This is a genomic window from Proteus columbae (assembly GCF_002777965.1).
Classification (GTDB): domain Bacteria; phylum Pseudomonadota; class Gammaproteobacteria; order Enterobacterales; family Enterobacteriaceae; genus Proteus; species Proteus columbae.
On the sequence record NZ_NGVR01000021.1, the window covers coordinates 180,398 to 197,897 of the forward strand.

The 17,500-nt window shown below is 36.3% G+C and carries 14 protein-coding genes; 8 read left to right on the plus strand and 6 right to left on the minus strand.

What is annotated here, in order from left to right; all coding sequences use genetic code 11:
* Positions 1–53: 53 nt before the first annotated feature.
* Genes CBE70_RS10265 through yjiA form a run of 3 tightly spaced genes read left to right on the plus strand, consistent with a single transcriptional unit; the run spans position 54 to position 3,474 of the window.
* Positions 54–2,204 carry a carbon starvation CstA family protein gene (locus CBE70_RS10265; protein WP_100159269.1) on the plus strand — a complete coding sequence of 717 codons (2,151 nt, stop codon included), beginning with the start codon at positions 54–56 and terminating at the stop codon, positions 2,202–2,204.
* Between the two features lie 60 nt (positions 2,205–2,264).
* Positions 2,265–2,471, plus strand: coding sequence for a YbdD/YjiX family protein (locus tag CBE70_RS10270; protein WP_004245057.1), 207 nt, complete (start codon positions 2,265–2,267; stop codon positions 2,469–2,471).
* A gap of 22 nt (positions 2,472–2,493) precedes the next feature.
* Complete coding sequence (yjiA, locus tag CBE70_RS10275) at positions 2,494–3,474, plus strand: GTPase (RefSeq protein ID WP_100159270.1); 981 nt, start codon at positions 2,494–2,496, stop codon at positions 3,472–3,474.
* A gap of 208 nt (positions 3,475–3,682) precedes the next feature.
* On the opposite strand, the gene CBE70_RS10280 is transcribed toward yjiA, so the two are convergent.
* From CBE70_RS10280 to pepT, 3 genes are all read right to left on the minus strand, one after another.
* Entirely contained in the window at positions 3,683–5,005 is a 1,323-nt protein-coding gene (locus tag CBE70_RS10280; RefSeq protein WP_100159271.1) for an L-cysteine desulfidase family protein, read from the minus strand.
* A gap of 676 nt (positions 5,006–5,681) precedes the next feature.
* On the minus strand, positions 5,682–7,049 hold the full coding sequence (dcuC, locus tag CBE70_RS10285) for a C4-dicarboxylate transporter DcuC (protein ID WP_100159272.1): 1,368 nt from the start codon (positions 7,047–7,049) through the stop codon (positions 5,682–5,684).
* Positions 7,046–8,299, minus strand: coding sequence for a peptidase T (gene pepT / locus CBE70_RS10290; RefSeq protein WP_100159273.1), 1,254 nt, complete (start codon positions 8,297–8,299; stop codon positions 7,046–7,048). Before pepT ends, dcuC begins: the two co-directional genes overlap by 4 nt.
* 460 nt (positions 8,300–8,759) lie before the next feature.
* On the opposite strand from pepT, the gene CBE70_RS10295 reads away from it, so the two are divergent.
* Both CBE70_RS10295 and CBE70_RS10300 read left to right on the plus strand, forming a co-directional pair.
* A complete protein-coding gene (locus CBE70_RS10295; RefSeq protein WP_100159274.1) occupies positions 8,760–9,377 on the plus strand; it encodes a hypothetical protein in 618 nt (205 codons plus the stop codon).
* 109 nt (positions 9,378–9,486) lie between these two features.
* Positions 9,487–11,088, plus strand: coding sequence for a hypothetical protein (locus CBE70_RS10300; protein ID WP_100159275.1), 1,602 nt, complete (start codon positions 9,487–9,489; stop codon positions 11,086–11,088).
* 123 nt (positions 11,089–11,211) lie between these two features.
* Here CBE70_RS10300 and CBE70_RS10305 read toward each other — a convergent pair whose 3' ends face one another.
* The gene (locus CBE70_RS10305; RefSeq protein WP_100159276.1) at positions 11,212–12,552 is read right to left on the minus strand and encodes an MATE family efflux transporter; all 1,341 of its coding nucleotides are present in this window, start codon (positions 12,550–12,552) and stop codon (positions 11,212–11,214) included.
* Between the two features lie 214 nt (positions 12,553–12,766).
* On the opposite strand from CBE70_RS10305, the gene CBE70_RS10310 reads away from it, so the two are divergent.
* Entirely contained in the window at positions 12,767–13,666 is a 900-nt protein-coding gene (locus CBE70_RS10310; protein ID WP_100159277.1) for a diaminopimelate dehydrogenase, read from the plus strand.
* Between the two features lie 85 nt (positions 13,667–13,751).
* Here the strand turns inward: CBE70_RS10310 and CBE70_RS10315 are convergent, their stop codons facing one another.
* Together CBE70_RS10315 and CBE70_RS10320 are read right to left on the minus strand one after the other, a co-directional pair.
* A complete protein-coding gene (locus CBE70_RS10315) occupies positions 13,752–14,579 on the minus strand; it encodes a phosphoenolpyruvate hydrolase family protein (RefSeq protein WP_088493647.1) in 828 nt (275 codons plus the stop codon).
* A gap of 16 nt (positions 14,580–14,595) precedes the next feature.
* On the minus strand, positions 14,596–15,807 hold the full coding sequence (locus tag CBE70_RS10320; RefSeq protein WP_100159278.1) for a Tm-1-like ATP-binding domain-containing protein: 1,212 nt from the start codon (positions 15,805–15,807) through the stop codon (positions 14,596–14,598).
* 231 nt (positions 15,808–16,038) lie between these two features.
* Between CBE70_RS10320 and CBE70_RS10325 the strand changes: the two genes are divergently transcribed.
* Together CBE70_RS10325 and CBE70_RS10330 are read left to right on the plus strand one after the other, a co-directional pair.
* Entirely contained in the window at positions 16,039–16,671 is a 633-nt protein-coding gene (locus CBE70_RS10325) for a TetR/AcrR family transcriptional regulator (protein ID WP_023580824.1), read from the plus strand.
* A gap of 64 nt (positions 16,672–16,735) precedes the next feature.
* Positions 16,736–17,368, plus strand: a complete 633-nt coding sequence (locus CBE70_RS10330) for a helix-turn-helix transcriptional regulator (RefSeq protein WP_006535016.1) — start codon at positions 16,736–16,738, stop codon at positions 17,366–17,368.
* Positions 17,369–17,500 lie beyond the last annotated feature (132 nt).

A 17,500-nucleotide genomic window follows, 5' to 3' on the forward strand; every position in this document is an offset into this window, starting at 1 on the left:
CTGTCCCGCATTACTCTTTGGCTGTTCGGTCTTGCCTGAAAAAAAGGTGTCTCATGAACAAAAATGCATTTTTAAAGCACGTACCTTGGGTGATCCTTGGGATTATCGGTGCTTTTTGTCTTTCAGTGGTTGCACTTCGTCGTGGTGAACACGTCAGTGCGCTATGGATAGTTGTTGCTTCTGTTGCTGTCTACTTAGTTGCTTATCGTTATTACAGTCTTTACATCGCTCAAAAAGTGATGAAGCTTGATCCAACTAGAGCAACACCTTCTGTTGTTAACAATGATGGTTTGAACTACGTTCCAACAAACCGTTATGTTTTATTTGGTCACCACTTTGCGGCTATCGCGGGTGCAGGTCCTCTAGTGGGTCCAGTGCTTGCTGCGCAGATGGGGTATTTACCGGGTACACTTTGGCTATTAGCTGGGGTTGTGCTTGCTGGTGCAGTACAAGACTTTATGGTGTTGTTTATTTCAACACGCCGTAATGGTAACTCACTTGGTGAGATGATAAAGAAAGAGATGGGTCCTATTCCGGGTACTATCGCTTTATTCGGCTGTTTCCTTATCATGATCATCATTCTTGCAGTGCTTGCGCTTATCGTTGTTAAAGCATTAGCAGAAAGCCCATGGGGTGTGTTCACTGTTTGTTCAACAGTACCAATTGCCCTGTTTATGGGTATCTACATGCGATATATCCGTCCGGGTCGTGTCGGTGAAGTCTCTGTTATTGGTATTGTATTGCTGATTGCTGCGATTTGGTTTGGTGGCGTTATTGCTCACGATCCATACTGGGGTCCTGCATTAACCTTTAAAGATACAACAATCACCTTCGGCTTGATTGGTTATGCTTTCGTTTCCGCATTACTACCAGTTTGGTTAATTCTTGCACCTCGTGATTACTTAGCCACATTCCTGAAAATTGGGGTTATCGTTGGTTTAGCTGTGGGTATCGTTATTTTAAACCCTGAGCTGAAAATGCCAGCTGTAACTCAATATATTGATGGTACAGGTCCACTGTGGAAAGGGGCTTTATTCCCATTCTTATTTATCACTATCGCTTGTGGTGCTGTATCAGGTTTCCACGCACTGATTGCTTCAGGTACTACGCCTAAACTTATTGCTAATGAAATGGATGCACGTTTCATCGGTTATGGTGCGATGTTAATGGAATCATTCGTTGCAATCATGGCATTAGTTGCGGCTTCTATTATTGAACCGGGCCTCTATTTTGCAATGAATACACCGCCAGCAGGATTAGGTATAACAATGCCAAACCTGCATGAATTAGGTGGTGAAAATACCGCTGTTATCATGGGGCAGTTAAAAGAAGCCACAGTGCATGTCGCTGCAACGGTAAGTTCATGGGGCTTTGTTATCTCGCCTGATGAAATTTTACAAACAGCAAAAGACATTGGTGAGCCTTCTGTCTTGAACCGTGCTGGTGGTGCGCCTACTTTAGCAGTCGGTATCGCGATGGTATTCCACAAAATCATCCCTGCCGCAGATATGGGCTTCTGGTATCACTTTGGTATCCTGTTCGAAGCACTCTTCATCTTGACTGCATTAGATGCGGGTACACGTTCTGGCCGCTTTATGCTTCAAGATTTATTAGGTAACTTTATTCCTTACCTGAAGAAAACAAACTCGTTTATTCCAGGTGTGATTGGTACTGCGGGTTGCGTAGGGTTATGGGGATATCTGTTATACCAAGGTGTTGTTGACCCATTAGGCGGTGTTAAGAGCTTGTGGCCACTGTTTGGTATTTCAAACCAAATGTTAGCGGCAGTTGCTCTGGTATTAGGTACTGTTATCTTAATTAAGATGAAACGTACTAAATATATCTGGGTAACAGTTGTTCCAGCAGTATGGTTATTAATTTGTACAACATGGGCATTAGGTCTGAAACTTCTCAGCGATGATCCACAAATGGAAGGTTTCTTCTACTTAGCAAATGAATACAAAGCGAAGATCTTAGCAGGTGGTGCTGACTTAACTGCGGCTGAAATTACCAATATGAATCATATTGTAATTAACAACTACACCAATGCTGGCTTAAGTATTCTGTTCTTAGTGGTTGTTTACAGCATCATTTTCTACGGTTTCCGTACTGCAATGAAAGCACGTAAAAATCCAGAAGAAACAGCACAAGAAACACCGTATGTTCCTATGCCAAAAGATGTAAAAGTGTCCTCAGGTCACTAATTTAGGTTGATAGGTTAAATCCCCGTACTGGCTTGCCAGTGCGGGGCTTAGGAGAAACTTATGTTTGGTAATTTAGGACAAGCTGGAAAATATCTAGGACAAGCAGCACGTATGCTAATAGGTATTCCTGATTACGATAATTATGTGCAACACATGAAAGATAACCATCCAGATAAGCCTGTTATGACCTATAACGAGTTTTTCCGTGAGCGTCAGGAAGCCCGTTATGGCGGTGGTGATGGTAAAGGCGGTTTTCGCTGTTGCTAATGATCTGTAAAGGAGATAAATGATGGAACCTATTGCAGTGACAATACTGACCGGTTTTTTAGGATCAGGAAAAACAACACTTTTACGCCATATGCTTAATGAAGAGCATGGCTATAAAATTGCCGTTATTGAAAATGAATTTGGTGAAGTACCTATTGATGATGAAATCATTGGTGATAGAGCTACTCAAATAAAAACACTGACCAATGGTTGTATTTGTTGTAGTAAATCGAATGAATTAGAAGATACGCTATTAGACTTATGTGACAGTCTGGATCGCGGTGAAATCGAGTTTGATAGATTAGTTATTGAATGCACTGGCATGGCTGATCCCGGCCCTATTAGCCAAACATTCTTTTCTCATGAGGTAATCTGCCAACGTTATTTATTAGATGGCATTATCACGCTTGTTGATAATGTTCATGCTCAGCAACAACTGGATCAATTTACGATTGCACAATCACAAATTGGTTATGCTGACCGCATTCTGTTAACGAAAACAGACGTTACTCCAGCCTCTCCTGAATTAATGGCACGATTAAGACGCATTAATGCCAGAGCACCGGTGCATACCGTTATTCATGGACAAATTGATTTAGGATTACTGTTTAACGTAAAAGGTTTTATGTTGAACGATAATCTCGATGTAAAACAGCCCCTATTTCGTTATCAGGCTGATAAGCAAGATGACATCAATTCGATTGTATTAAAATTTGATTATCCCGTTGAGTTACAAGAAGTTTCAGATGTAATGGAAAAATTATTATTAAGCTTTGCTGATAATCTTTTGCGTTATAAAGGGATATTAAATATTAAAGACCAACCTAATCGCTTGTTATTCCAAGGTGTACAACGCCTCTATAGTGCTGATTGGGATAGACCGTGGAATGAAGATGAAACTCGTCAAAGCACATTAGTCTTTATTGGTATTCAATTACCAGAAGAAGAGATAAGAGCCAATTTTGATGCATTGATGCCTAGCACAGAAGAGAAGGCTCATTAACCTAATACCCTGTAGTGAGTGTTAAAAAGCAGTAACAAGTAGTAAGAAGTAGAGTAGTAAAGTAACCGTAGTAGTTGAACTGTAGTAGCCGTAAATAGCAGTAACGAATATTGATAAGCTCCTGACTTGAGGAGGATCCTGTTCCTAGGATCTTATTTTTCACCCCATAATAACCAACATTATGGGGTGCTTTTTTTAAACGTTCAAATTAGCCATTAGCAACGGCTTTATATTCCATGATCTCAATAATTTGAACATCGGTATGTTGCATTGCACGGCTTGCTAGTGCACATAGATTTTCAATTGTAGAATCAACATCATGAGCGACAATGCCGTCATTACCTGTTACATAAGTATTGTCTAGCGCCATTAACACAGCTTTATAAGCAGCACTTGCTCCGGTAGAAACTTTCATCGCACAGCTATTTGAAGCACCATCACAAATCACACCACTGATATCACCAATCATGCTACTAATTGCCATAGCCATAGATTCGTAACGTTCATCCATTAGCCATGCAATTGCACCCGCAGCGCCCATTGATGCTGTTGTTGCTGCACATAACGCAGATAGCGCAGGGAATTTATGGTGAATATAAATAGCCAGTAAATGGGAAAGCATTAATGCTCTTGCCATTTTCTCTTCGCCAACTTGTAAATATTCAGCAACCACTACAACAGGCATCGTTGCGGCAATACCTTGGTTACCTGAGCCAGAATTACTCATTGCGGGTAAAACGGCACCCCCCATACGAGCATCAGACGCCGCAGAAGTACGGATCATGATTTCTGATAGTAAATCTTTTGCTAATAAGCCACGTTGCTGCTGGCGCTGCAAAGTTTGCCCAATATGTAAACCATAAGTATTGTTCAAACCTTCTTTTGATAGCGCATCATTTAAGTGTGCTGACTCAAGGATAAAAGAAATTTCTTCTACTGGAGTTTGAGTAACAAACTGGTAAATTTCTTGAGTATTGGTTTGGGTTAACGTTTCTTTTATTTCGCAAGGTGATGCAGTCTGTTCTGCGCCAGCACAAGTGTTATCAAGAACAACATGACCGTTATGAATAATTTTAACAATATTAGTATGAGTGCCCGCAATAATGACCGTTGCTCTGTTTTCACCATCTTCAACGGTGACTTCACTATAAAGAACTTCTTGGCAGGCTTTTTTAATTGAAACATTAACAATGCCAGAGGCTAGTAGTGCTTTGCTTTGTTCAACTTGCTCAGGCGTTGTATTTTTTAATACTTCTAAACCAGCTTCACTGTCACCACCGACAGCACCTAGGCTTGCAGCAATGGATAATCCCACCATACCTGTGCCGGGTACGGTAACGCCCATACCATTTTTCATTAAATTAGGGGAGACTTCGGCGCTAATACGAGTAATCGCGTGTTGTAAGTAACGTGCTGCTGTTGCAGCCGCCAATGCAAGCGAAATAGGCTCTGTACAACCTAAAGCGGGTTTAACTTGTTGTTTAACTGCCGCTATCAATATTTTCCAACGAGAAGATAATGGTTCTTTCATTGCATGCATCCAATAAACAGTATGAGAATTCAAAGGGTTATTCTATTTTTAATACAACCATCATACTGAATTTATGGGAGAAAGTTTTTTCTGAATTTACTAAGATTGTACAAATTTTGAGAAAATATTACCTTTCTTAACTTTAAAAATGGTAATTTTTTCCATATTAAAGATAAAGTAAACGTTTTGACTCTTTTACTAAATTTATCAATAAAAAGATGGAGTACTTTGTGTTTTTTTATTAAAGAGAAGCGGTGAGAAACAAAAGAGAATGAGATGATTTTAATATCTAACAATAAGATTAAATAAAAATGCAATAGAACGAATATACCATTCTATTGCTAGTATAATTATCATACTCAATGTGGGCTAACTCAGAATAGTTAAAAAAAATGGCAATGAGTGAGTGTATTTAATATCATGTCATCATTTTAACAAAATGAATAATAGGCGTTTTATTTTCTAGTGTATAAGAATAACTTCTTATTATTTTGTTAATATTTTCATTAATTTAGTGTGTGTTTTTTATTTTAGAATGATTAATCGAATATGTTTTAAATAAAATATAACTAATTTTTTATTTATAAAAATAACAATAAATTATCTTCACTTATTTTTAATATGTTTATTATTTGAAAATAACCTGAAGCAACAATCATTGCTTCAGGTATATTTATTAATAATAGAAGATAGCAATAATAGCACTATGGAATACAAAACCTACCATAAGCGGTATTGCAGTCCTTTTTACAACATCAAACGGTTGTAATTTTGCGCCACTAGATACGGCAATGATAACACCTGCTACTGGAGACATACCTCGTCCCATATGTGACGCTTGTTGCATTGGTAAAATCATCGCAATTGGGTTTACACCCATGCTATGGGCTATTTGTGGAATAAGTTCAACGAAGGCAAGGAAAGGTGCATTACCTGAACCCATAATAATCGCGGCCGCTAATGTCACGATAGCGAAGACCAATGCCATTGCAAATGGTGGTAGGCCAACAGATTCCGCCATAACGATCAGGCTGTCTATTGCTCCACTCACTTTAATACCATGAGCAAAAACACCCGCTACGACTAATAATCCCACAACGTTACTAAATGCAGAACCCATACCCTTTAAGAAATGCTGGAAGCCCGCACACACTGATTTAAAATCACGTAAGCGTAATGTTTCAATCAGCATACAAATCGCCATTGAAATCAATACAATTGTGACCACATCAAGGTGAATGCCTTCAACAAATAGGCTTGATGAACTTACGGCCATAATGATAGGTAACATCGGCAGTAAGGCATAAAAGCTGGGTACATTTTTATCACTCTTTGCTTCTTCAGACATTTTGCCTAATTGAGGCACAAATCCGGCTTTGCGATCACAATGGCGTTGCCAGAAGATATGTGTAATCCCCACGGCTAATACGGTAGCAATTGCCGCAGGCCCTTGGTAATAAAGCACATATTCAACAACCCCTAAATCAACTGCTTTTGCACCACGAATGGCATCAATTGCCGTTGGGGTATAAGCAACACCCAATGATGTTGCAATTACGCCTGCCGCGGAAGCGGGGGATAAACCAAGTCCTATCATAATCGGGAACATCGTACCCATTAATAGAACGGCTAATCCTGTTGCTGAAGGAATAGCAAGTTGCAAAATACTCGCGAGTAAAAAAGAGAAAAATAGCAACACATAAGGTGAGCGCATATTTTTCAATGGGCGAGTTGCAACACGTACAACGGCCTCATTGGCGCCAATATGATCCATATAATGTGCGAATCCCATCAGAGCCATGATCATTAAACCAAGATCAGCAGCACGACTACTAAAGAGATCACGCATAACTTCAAAAGGATCTAACCAACCAATACCGGTTGTTTTGACATTTTTAGGAAGAATATCTCCCCAACCAAACATCATTGTTAGCGCCATTAAGGCTAAACCAGCAACTAACAAAACAGGCTCGGCTTTATATCCTTTCAAGATCATTCTAGCGACAATAACAACGACGATTAAGACCGCAAGAATTTGGATCATGCTTTAGCTCCAGGTGCAAAGCGTTCAGCGGTGATCTTAACGACAGATTTTAAGACATCACTTGCTGCATAAAGTGATTTAACTGGCAGATATTCATAAATAGAGTGGAAGTTATGAGCACCAGTAAAGATATTAGGGCAAGGCAGACCATTTTGAGAGAGTGCAGCACCATCGTAACCACCACGCATTGGGATTGGACGAGGTGTAATGCCATTCGCTTCATAAGCAGCCACTGCAATGTCGATAGGATAACGGTTATCACCTTGCAGGCTATTAAACACGTTGGCGTAACGGTCTGCGAGTTTACAAGTTACAGAGCCTTCACCCCATAAACCTTCACAATATTCTGAGAGTTGTTTTAAAAATGCCATACGGTGCGCATAACCGTTTTCGGTGAAATCACGCACATCCATTTTTAATACAGTACGCGCACTATTACCTGCTAATTGCTTAACCCAATAATAACCTTCACGTCCTTCGGTATATTCAGGTGCTTCACCGCCTGGTAACATTGCAACAAACTTGTGCGCCATTAACAGTGAATTTTTTAATTTGCCTTTGGCAGACATTGGATGAGCTGATGCACCTGTAAAGATGATCTCAACATCACCCGCATTCCAGTTTTCATACACTAACTCACCAATGCCACAGCAATCTAAGGTGTAGGCAAAATCAGCCCCAAATTCTTTAGTATCAAAGGCTTTTGCACCACGTAAACCTTGTTCTTCATCGGGGACAAAACCAATTTTAACTGTACCGTGTTTCACTTCAGGATGCTGTTTAAAGTACTGCAACATATCCATAATAGAGGCGATTGCTGCTTTATCATCGGCACCTAATAGGCTTGTGCCGTCGGTCACGATAATATCGTCACCAATATAGTTTTCTAGTTCAGGAAATTCGCTTTGACGTAAATAAATATCAAGCTCTTTATTTAAGCAAAGGTCACCACCTTTATAAGGTAGAATTTGCGCTTTCGTATCATTAGTTTGTTCTGCACTGGTATCTAAGTGACCAAAGAAAGCGACGGTTGGAACGTCATAGTCAAGGTTAGAAGGCAGTGTTGCGGTAACAATTGCTGTATCGCGAATTTTGATATCTTCAACACCTAACGCTTTTAATTCTTCAACTAATTGTAGTGCAAGCACTCGCTGACCTTCTGATGAAGGCATAATGCCAGCTGCACCGTTTTCCCTATTAGTGGTGGTGTTAACTTTTGTATAAGAAATAAATCGTTCAACGAGATTCATAACAAGACTCCATTGTGTTTTTAATTGTATTTTCTTTTATTTAATCTAAGTCGTCTTCTTGATAAGAAAAAGCCAACACTTACTTTTATCATAAAAAAAACAGTAGTGAATTATGAAAAAATAATTTTTTTTACAAGAAAAGTTTAATGTTAATTAATATTTTATTTTTGGTTTTTTATTTATTAAAAAAAAACGTATTTTGTGTATGTGAAGTTATTTGATTTAACTTATGGTCCCGTTTTTCTATGATCTTAATCATAAAAAATAGACTCGGTATTAAATATGTTAAAAATATAAAATTAATCATTATTTATTTTAATGTATTGTTTTATTTAATAATTATATTTAATTAACTTTTTTATGAAGATTTTTCGCTAATAATGATTAAAAAAACATAACTTATTGATAGAAAGTGATTATGATATACAGTTTAATTCGCCTAACACGATTAGGGGGATGTATGTATATAAATAATATAGTTAGAGACACATTTTTAGCGATAAGAAACATTGAAAACAAAGGCGGTAAAATTAAAAATGTTATAAATGGGGTGATATTAAGTTGTTATAATACAATTGTTAGTTTTATAAAACCCAATTCTAATATAGAAAATAATTTTTTAGGACTAAAAAACAGCATCTCTAATATTAAAAATGAAAATAATCAGAGCGAAAGCAATGCTATAAAATTAGATAATAAAGAAATAAAAAATAAAAAAGAGATTAATGAAGTTTTTGATAGATATTTATCTAGAGCACAAAGAAAAGTAAAAAGTGATGAAATAAAAGAAATAGTAATTAATGATATTATCTCCTCTTTGGAGGAGATACCTAAATTAGAGAAAGAAAAAATTACAGAATTTAAGAATGAGCTATATTTTAATTCTAAATGGATTTTATTTTCTGATGATAAAACATCTTTAACGAAAGTTAAAGACGATTTTATGGGTTCAATAGTTGATACTCTATTAAATTCGGATGATAAGATAAAATCTAATATTGGAAATATTGATAGTTATAAATATTTTTTACAAGATAGTATTAATAATACTGTCGATATTATTTTTTACGAAAATTAGTTTTATATATTTTTTGTAAAAATCATTTATATAGATGGTGGATAAATGATAGATGGAGAAAAATCAAAATATATAATATCATCTGTGTTGAACTAATAGGATGATAATAATGTGTCTTAAAAATATAAACATAATACCACAAGGAATGTCTTCAACTTTATCAAATCATCTATCAGATAGTGCTTTCTATATTAATCGAGACTCGGTATTATCAGTAGAAAATTCATCTGCTTATTTTGTTGGCATTAAGGATTCGGTTGATGAATTAGAATCAGATTATATGGATATTCATGACATTATCAAAATCTCTCAAAGTGAAAACGTTAGGCATCATGCAAGGGAAGTTATTTCTCTTTGTGATGAAGAATGTATTTTAGAAAAATATGATTATCTATTTGAAGAGAAAATAAAAATAGAAGAACAACGAAAAAAAATGAAGGAGCTTCTTTCAAATAGAAAAATTAATGATATTAAGTTAATTAAGTTCAATAATAATAATCTTTCTATTGAAATGCGCAATAATAGTATGCTTCCTTTTGTATTTGTCAGAAATGAGGAGGGGCAATATATTCGCTATAATGAAGAAAAAAATGCTGCTCTATTATCTATGTATAAAATCAGTTCTGAGGATAATAGATTAAAAATTGAATTTGAAAGTAAGTTAAATAAAAAGATAGTACCATCTGTCATTGTTGAAGATATGATAGATGAGTTAGAATATTTCAAGTTAATTAGAGAGTATAATAATTCTGACTTTATGAGTAATATTAAAAATATTACATTAAGAGTTCCAGAGTTGATTATATCTTTAAAGGAAAATGATAATGGAGAGGTTGTTTTATTTTTAGATAAAGATATAAATAAAGAAAATAATAAATATCTTAATAAATTAGATAATGTTTTAAGTTTAAAGAAGAATAATTTAACTATTGAAGTAACTGGCGATGATGATTTATTCCCAGAAAGCCATGAATTATTAATGAGAAATGAGAATTTATTGATTGAAAATGGTGAGTTATTAATTAAAGATGATGGACCTTTCTGTTTTCTTGAAGATCTACTAGCTAAATTTAATAAATCTTTAATTGAAGATAGCAACATTAGTGAGGTAAATGAAAAGTTATTTATAATAGATAAGGTTTGTAAGTTTATCAATAATAATTATATTTTTGTTAATTCTTATAAAAAAGAGTTTAAAGATAATTTATTAAAGGAAATACAAAAGGAAACATTATATAACTTAATAATGAAAGATAATGAAAAGGGAAGTATTTCGAGTTCTTTACTAATTAAAATAGTGAAAAAACATCTTAAAACTTATAACTCAAAAGAAAATGTAAACAAAGTGACTCTTTCTAAAGATAATATTGAGGCTATTTTTAAAAAGTTTTATTCAATTGAGCTTCCTAATAATGAATCTGAATATTCAGATTTTATAGATGATTTAGACATAAAAGCTGATATAGCCGAAAATATTGCCAATTTACTTATTAAATCAATTGATACTAAATTTTTGTTGAAAGATCAATTAATGGTCGAATTTAATAAGTATACCCTTTCAGGATTGTTTTCTATAAATAAAGATAGCTCTAATTATAGAATAAGTGACATCATTGTAGATAGCTATAATAATAGACTAGATAAAATGACGATGAAAAAAATAAAAGATAAAGAGCTTATTAATAATATAGTGAAGGGATTCAGAATGTAACAGGGTAAAAAATGAAGAAAAAGTAGCAGCAATTAAATGCTATATAAATTATAGTATCAATAAAATCCGCTGATGTAAGGAACTGGGAGTAGTTCAGTAATACAGCGGATTTTATAATATGGTTTAAATATCCAAACGCTTAGCTTGCCATTTACGAGAGCGCCAACGCCATGCATTAGTTAAACCACGTAGCCATTCATCACAAAGGAAGCCAATCCAAATACCAATTAAACCCATTTCCATCTTAATACCGAGATAATACCCCACAGGGATCGCGACACCCCACATAAAACAAATTGCTGTAATTAATGGGAACTTCGCATCGCCAGCTGCACGTAAGGCATTCACCATCACGATATTAAAAGTACGCCCTGGTTCTAAAAAGACGGATAAAATAAATAGAGGAATTAATTGGTCAATAATGCGTTGATCTTCTGTAATGGAATACAAAATAGGGTCACGCATAAACCAATAAACAATAACTACCCCGATGGTAAATATTACGCCCGTTTTTAAGCTTTTCCAGCCTCTAGCGAAAGCGTCATCAAAGCGTTTGGCTCCAACTAAGTGACCCACTAATATTTCATTACCAATACTAATTGCAATACCAAAAAGCATTAAAAATAATGACAGTTGGAAATAGAGGGTCTGTGCAGCAAGAGGGACTTCACCCATTAATCCAATAAAGGCAGATGCAGTCATATAATGTAAAATCCAAACCAAGTTTTCACCCGCAGCAGGTAAACCGATATGTAGGATTTTCCCTAACATATTTTTAGACCATACGACGAGTTGTTTGGCTTCGAATTTAATACGCAAACCGTAGAACAGTAATCCACACAGTAAAATAACTGCAATAATACGACCAACAACAGTGGACCAAGCAACGCCGACTAATCCGTATTGTGGTAAACCAAAAAAGCCATAAAGCACAATCATATTGCCAATAACAGTAACAATATTGGCGATCAATGTGACATACATCGCTGCTTTAGACTTGCCATAAACTCTCAGACAAGCGGCAAGAATAATCGAAATTGCCTCAGGGATAAGGCAAATACCAATAATATGTAGGTAGTTATAGCCATCTTGCACTAAATGCTCAGGCGTATTCATTATATTAAGAATATTATAACCAAAGAACAGGATAATCAGTGCGCTGCTAATACCAAGCAAAGAGTTAAAAGCGATAGAAATATGAATTGCTTGGCTAGCTTTTTCTTTTTTACCAGCTCCTAAATATTGTGCGATGACAACACTGCATCCCACACTAATAAAACTAAAAATAGTGATGAAAAGATCAAATACTTGGTTACCAACGCCCATAGCTGCTAAGTAAGCGGTGGAAACGTGGCTTACCATGTAAGTATTAATTAAAAGCGTGGCTAAATGTAGAAAAATATCTATAAATATTGGCCAACTAAGAGAGAAAAGCGAGCGATCCGCTACATCAGACTGATGCATTGAAAACCTTCTTAAAAACAGAGTGAAATCGACATTATTACTATGACATTATTACTATTACGTGCAGGAAGAAAGGGGATTCTACAGGGTTTATTTATTAGGGAATAGCGCAAATAATGTTTCTCTGGCAAAAAAGATGTTTATATGGTTTATTCATTGATAACTAATCACTATTATCATTAAGAGATGATTAACGTTAAAGTCAGGGGAATTAATGAATACTAAAATAAAAGTAGCCATTGTCGGTTATGGCAATATTGGTCGATTTGCATTAGAAGCGGTTCAAGCTGCTCAAGATTTTGAATTAATAGGTGTTGTTCGTCGTGATATTAATAATGTTCCAGAAGAACTGCAAAATATTACCGTAACTAACGATATTAAAACATTAGGTAATGTTGATGTTGCTCTCTTATGTTCACCAACTCGTGCAATTAAAGAATTAGCTAAATCTATTTTAAGCTTAGGCATTAATACAGTAGATAGTTTTGATGTTCACAGTGAAATAGTATCATTAAAAACAGAATTAGATGAAGTCGCAAAAAAACATGACCGTGTTGCTGTTATTTCAGCGGGTTGGGATCCGGGGTCTGATTCTATTATTCGTACGTTAATGTTAGCCATGGCACCAAAAGGGATCACTTATACGAACTTTGGTCCTGGTATGAGCATGGGACATAGCGTAGCAGCTAAAGCAATTGAGGGTGTAAAAGATGCGCTTTCAATGACTATTCCATTAGGGACTGGTGTCCATCGTCGTATGGTTTACGTGGAATTAGAAGCTGGAGCAAATTTTAATCAAGTAGAGCAAGCCATTAAAGCAGATAGTTATTTCTCTTCTGATGAAACTCATATTAAGCAAGTTGATTGTGTTGATAGCTTAAAAGATGTGGGACATGGTGTTCATATGACCCATAAAGGGGTATCAGGTAAAACACATAATCAATTATTTGAATATTCAATGCGTATTAATAACCCTGCATTGACATCTCAATTTATGGTGTCTGCTGCAAGAGCAAGTATGAAACAACGTGCAGGTGCTTATACGGTTATTGAAATTCCACCTGTTGATTTCTTAGCAGGAGATTTAAATACTTTAATCGCAAAACTCGTCTAATTCGATTAAGAGTAACTGCATAAAATATTGCCCACATAATGTGGGCAATATGGGTTAACGCTTAGGCAAACTTGATGATTTTGAATTAGCGTTTAATACTTTTAAATTCTTTGGTCGTTGCGGTTAATGCCACTTCTGTTGGTAAGCGTTCCATTGAACTTGCACCATAGAAGCCGTGGCAATCAGGGCAATTATCTAAGATATATTGTGCATCTTCTGGCGTTGCAATTGGGCCACCATGACAAAGCACAATGACATCAGAACGTACCGCTTTTGCCGCTTTTGCCCAGTCATTAATTAAAGGCACACAGTCCGCTAAAGTTAATGCTGTTTCAGCACCAATATTACCGCCAGTTGTTAACCCCATATGAGGCACAATAATATCTGCGCCAGCTTCAGCCATTGCAATCGCATCTTCGCGACTAAAGACATAAGGTGTGGTTAATAAACCTTTCTCATGAGCCTTGCGGATCATATCCACTTCAAGACCATAACCCATACCTGTTTCTTCTAAATTAGCGCGGAAATTACCATCAATCAGACCTACTGTTGGGAAATTTTGTACGCCAGCAAAGCCTGTTGCTTTAACTTCATCTAAGAATTTATCAAAATTACAGAAAGGGTCTGTACCATTAACGCCAGCAAGTACAGGTGTATGTTTAACAACAGGTAATACTTCTTTCGCCATATCCATAACGATTTCATTAGCATTACCATAAGCTAATAAACCCGCTAAAGAGCCACGGCCAGCCATACGATAACGACCAGAGTTATAAATAACGATAAGGTCAATACCACCAGCTTCTTCACACTTAGCTGAAAGCCCTGTACCTGCACCACCGCCAATAATTGGCTCATGGCGTGCAATCATTTCATTGAATTTTTTTAGTAACGTTTCACGTGAATGAGTCATTCTTCTTTCTCCGTGGTTAACAAATAAGTTCCTGGTGTAAATCATAAATTTGCTGAGTAAATTCAGCAGAGTTTATGTGATAAGGACTGATGACTAACTGACGAGTCTCTGTCTCTTTAAATGTTGTTATAAATGCATCAAAAAAAGCTTGGTTCGCTTGAGGATCCCTGAAAGGGGCTCCTTCAATATCCAGAGCTGAAAAACCGCCCTGTGGTAATACAAACCGCAATGGACCTTCACACTGATTGAGTTTCTCAGCGATCCAGATACCTAATTGACGGTTTTCCTCTGGTGTTGTGCGCATTAAGGTGACTTGTGCATTGTGATGATAAAATTGACGCCCTTTATATTTCTCAGGAACACTCGATGGGCGACCAAAGTTCACCATATCTAATGCACCACAAGAACCTATATAAGGAATTTTGGTACGGGCGATTGCACCAAAACGGTCTTCATCACAAGCAAGTACACCGTCAAACAAGTAATCACACACTTCTGTTGTTGTAAGATCGAGCACGCTATGAAGTAAGTGACTGTCTGCTAGTTTTTCCATGGCTTTACCGCCACTTCCTGTTGCATGAAAAACAAGGCAGTCATAATTATTTTCAAGTTTTTGTGTCAGTTGCTGTACACAAGGCGTAGTGACACCAAACATCGTTAATGCGACAGCTGGTTTATCAACAACTTGTTCTTCTTGGTAAAAATAAACAGCACCAGCTATTTGGTTCGCCGCATTTCTTAGAACTTTACGAGAAATGCGATTTAAGCCGGATACATCTGTAACGGAGTACATCATTGAAATATCACTTGCACCGATATAGCCTGAAATATCGCCAGACGCCATCGTTGATACCATCAATTTAGGTACACCAATTGGCAGAGATTGCATTGCTGGTGTAATCAGTGCCGTTCCCCCTGATCCGCCTAGCCCAAGAATGGCTAAGACATCATCTTGGTGAGTTAAATAATGTTCAAATGCGATTGACATCGCTTCTATTGCTTTCCCTCTATCGCCACAAAACACAGCTTCTTTACCATTTGGGTGAAAGCGTGCAACTTCTGTTGCGGTAACATCTGCATCTCTTGCTAATGCCGTGGGTTTGGTTGTCAAGTCAACGGTTTTAACAGGAAGGCCTGCTTTTTTAATTAAATCACTGACATAAAAAATCTCAGCACTTTTAGTATCAAGCGTTGTGGCAATATAAATAGAACCAGAATACTGTTTCATAAGCCTTCCCTTACCTTTTATGATTATTGACGAATAGATTATAACCATAATGAGACTCGAGTTTCATTTATCATAGCATCGTTTTGAGACTCTTGTCTCATTATTTTTATTTTTATATTCTAAAGGTCGATAAGGTGCCATTAATCACCTAAAGTAAACGTTAAGTGTTGTGAGTATTTGACTTAAAATAAATTAGATACTTTAACGTGTTGAAATAACGAAGGATTTTCTATGAGTAACAATGACGAAACGGATGTTATGTCCGGTACACGAAAAAGAACCCATCAATTATTGGTGACAACGGCATTGAGACTTTTTGAGCAAGGAATGTTACCAACAGTGTCGGAATTAGCAGCACATGCAGGAGTCTCGAGAGCAACTGCATATCGTTATTTTCCCACACAAAGTGATCTAATTAGTGCCACAGTTGACGCAAGTTTAGCGCCGATCATTGCATGGAAGCCCACTCCTGAAGATAATACGCAACAGCGTATTACTGAATTGCTCAATCTTGCCTATCCACAAATGTTTAAACATGAAGGTGCATTGCGAGGTGCCTTACAAGTCTCATTACAGCAATGGGCAAAAGAGAGACAATCAAGTGAATATGCAGAAAAACGATTTATTCGCGGTCACCGTAAAGAAATTTTACTCAAAGTTATTGAGCCTTTAAAAGCACACTATCCTCAAGAAATGTGGGATAAAGTGATAAAATCATTCTCTTTGATTTACGGGTCTGAAGTCTTTTTGGTAATGAAAGATATCTGGAAAATGGATGATCAGCAGGTCATTGATATGACCCAATGGATGGCAAAAGCTATTTTAAATCAGGCTAAATCTGATTATCCTGCAGATAACGATTAATTATTTGAATAAATCAGTTAAAATTGTATAAATCATTTACGTTTTAGCTATTGCAGGGATCGTTATGTCACATAAAACAGAAGACCAAGAGTGGCTGGTAGAACAACTACAATTTATTGCACAAGGCATTGGTAAAACATTATCGCCTTTTTGTGAAGTTGTACTTCATGATCTAACCGATAGTGAAAATACCATTATGGTCATTGAAAATAATCTATCAGGTAGAAAAGTTGGAGATAGAGCAACTGAGCTGGGGATGGCACGCATTGAATCGTCTGATTTCCCTCAAATCGTGGCTAATTATCCTAACCAGTTTCCTGATGGCAGAACGGCAAAAAGCACGTCTATTGGTATTAAAGATAAGCAAGGCAATTATGTTGCTGCTTTATGTTTAAATATTGATATTTCAATGATTAAAGGTTTGCAAATGGTGCTTAATCAATTTGCTACCCTTGAAGAAGGTAACGACATCATTGAAACCTTTAGTTCTGTAACCGAAGATTCATTGAAAAAGCGTATTGATGAATTTTCTGCAACTTATTCGGTAACGCCAAGAGCACTGAAACCGCATCAGCGTCGTGAATTATTACTTTGTCTACAAGATGAAGGTTACCTTTCACTGCGTAAAGCGATGGAGATCACTGCACAATATCTTGGTGTTTCAAGGGCAACGGTTTATAACGATCTAAAAGAATAAAGTAACTCGCCATTTATTGTTAAATACCAGAGAAAATATTTAAACTAAAAAAAAGATATCACTTGTTGATATCTTTTTTTATTTCTATTTTGGATTTTAAATTATATATGGTTCTTTTATTGAAAAGAGCTA

Coding starts and splice junctions, on each gene's coding strand:
- CBE70_RS10265 (WP_100159269.1), top strand. CDS start 54: ATGAACAAAAATGCATTTTTAAAGCACGTACCTTGGGTGATCCTTGGG.
- CBE70_RS10270 (WP_004245057.1), top strand. CDS start 2,265: ATGTTTGGTAATTTAGGACAAGCTGGAAAATATCTAGGACAAGCAGCA.
- yjiA (WP_100159270.1), top strand. CDS start 2,494: ATGGAACCTATTGCAGTGACAATACTGACCGGTTTTTTAGGATCAGGA.
- CBE70_RS10280 (WP_100159271.1), bottom strand. CDS start 5,005: ATGAAAGAACCATTATCTTCTCGTTGGAAAATATTGATAGCGGCAGTT.
- dcuC (WP_100159272.1), bottom strand. CDS start 7,049: ATGATCCAAATTCTTGCGGTCTTAATCGTCGTTGTTATTGTCGCTAGA.
- pepT (WP_100159273.1), bottom strand. CDS start 8,299: ATGAATCTCGTTGAACGATTTATTTCTTATACAAAAGTTAACACCACC.
- CBE70_RS10295 (WP_100159274.1), top strand. CDS start 8,760: ATGTATATAAATAATATAGTTAGAGACACATTTTTAGCGATAAGAAAC.
- CBE70_RS10300 (WP_100159275.1), top strand. CDS start 9,487: ATGTGTCTTAAAAATATAAACATAATACCACAAGGAATGTCTTCAACT.
- CBE70_RS10305 (WP_100159276.1), bottom strand. CDS start 12,552: ATGCATCAGTCTGATGTAGCGGATCGCTCGCTTTTCTCTCTTAGTTGG.
- CBE70_RS10310 (WP_100159277.1), top strand. CDS start 12,767: ATGAATACTAAAATAAAAGTAGCCATTGTCGGTTATGGCAATATTGGT.
- CBE70_RS10315 (WP_088493647.1), bottom strand. CDS start 14,579: ATGACTCATTCACGTGAAACGTTACTAAAAAAATTCAATGAAATGATT.
- CBE70_RS10320 (WP_100159278.1), bottom strand. CDS start 15,807: ATGAAACAGTATTCTGGTTCTATTTATATTGCCACAACGCTTGATACT.
- CBE70_RS10325 (WP_023580824.1), top strand. CDS start 16,039: ATGAGTAACAATGACGAAACGGATGTTATGTCCGGTACACGAAAAAGA.
- CBE70_RS10330 (WP_006535016.1), top strand. CDS start 16,736: ATGTCACATAAAACAGAAGACCAAGAGTGGCTGGTAGAACAACTACAA.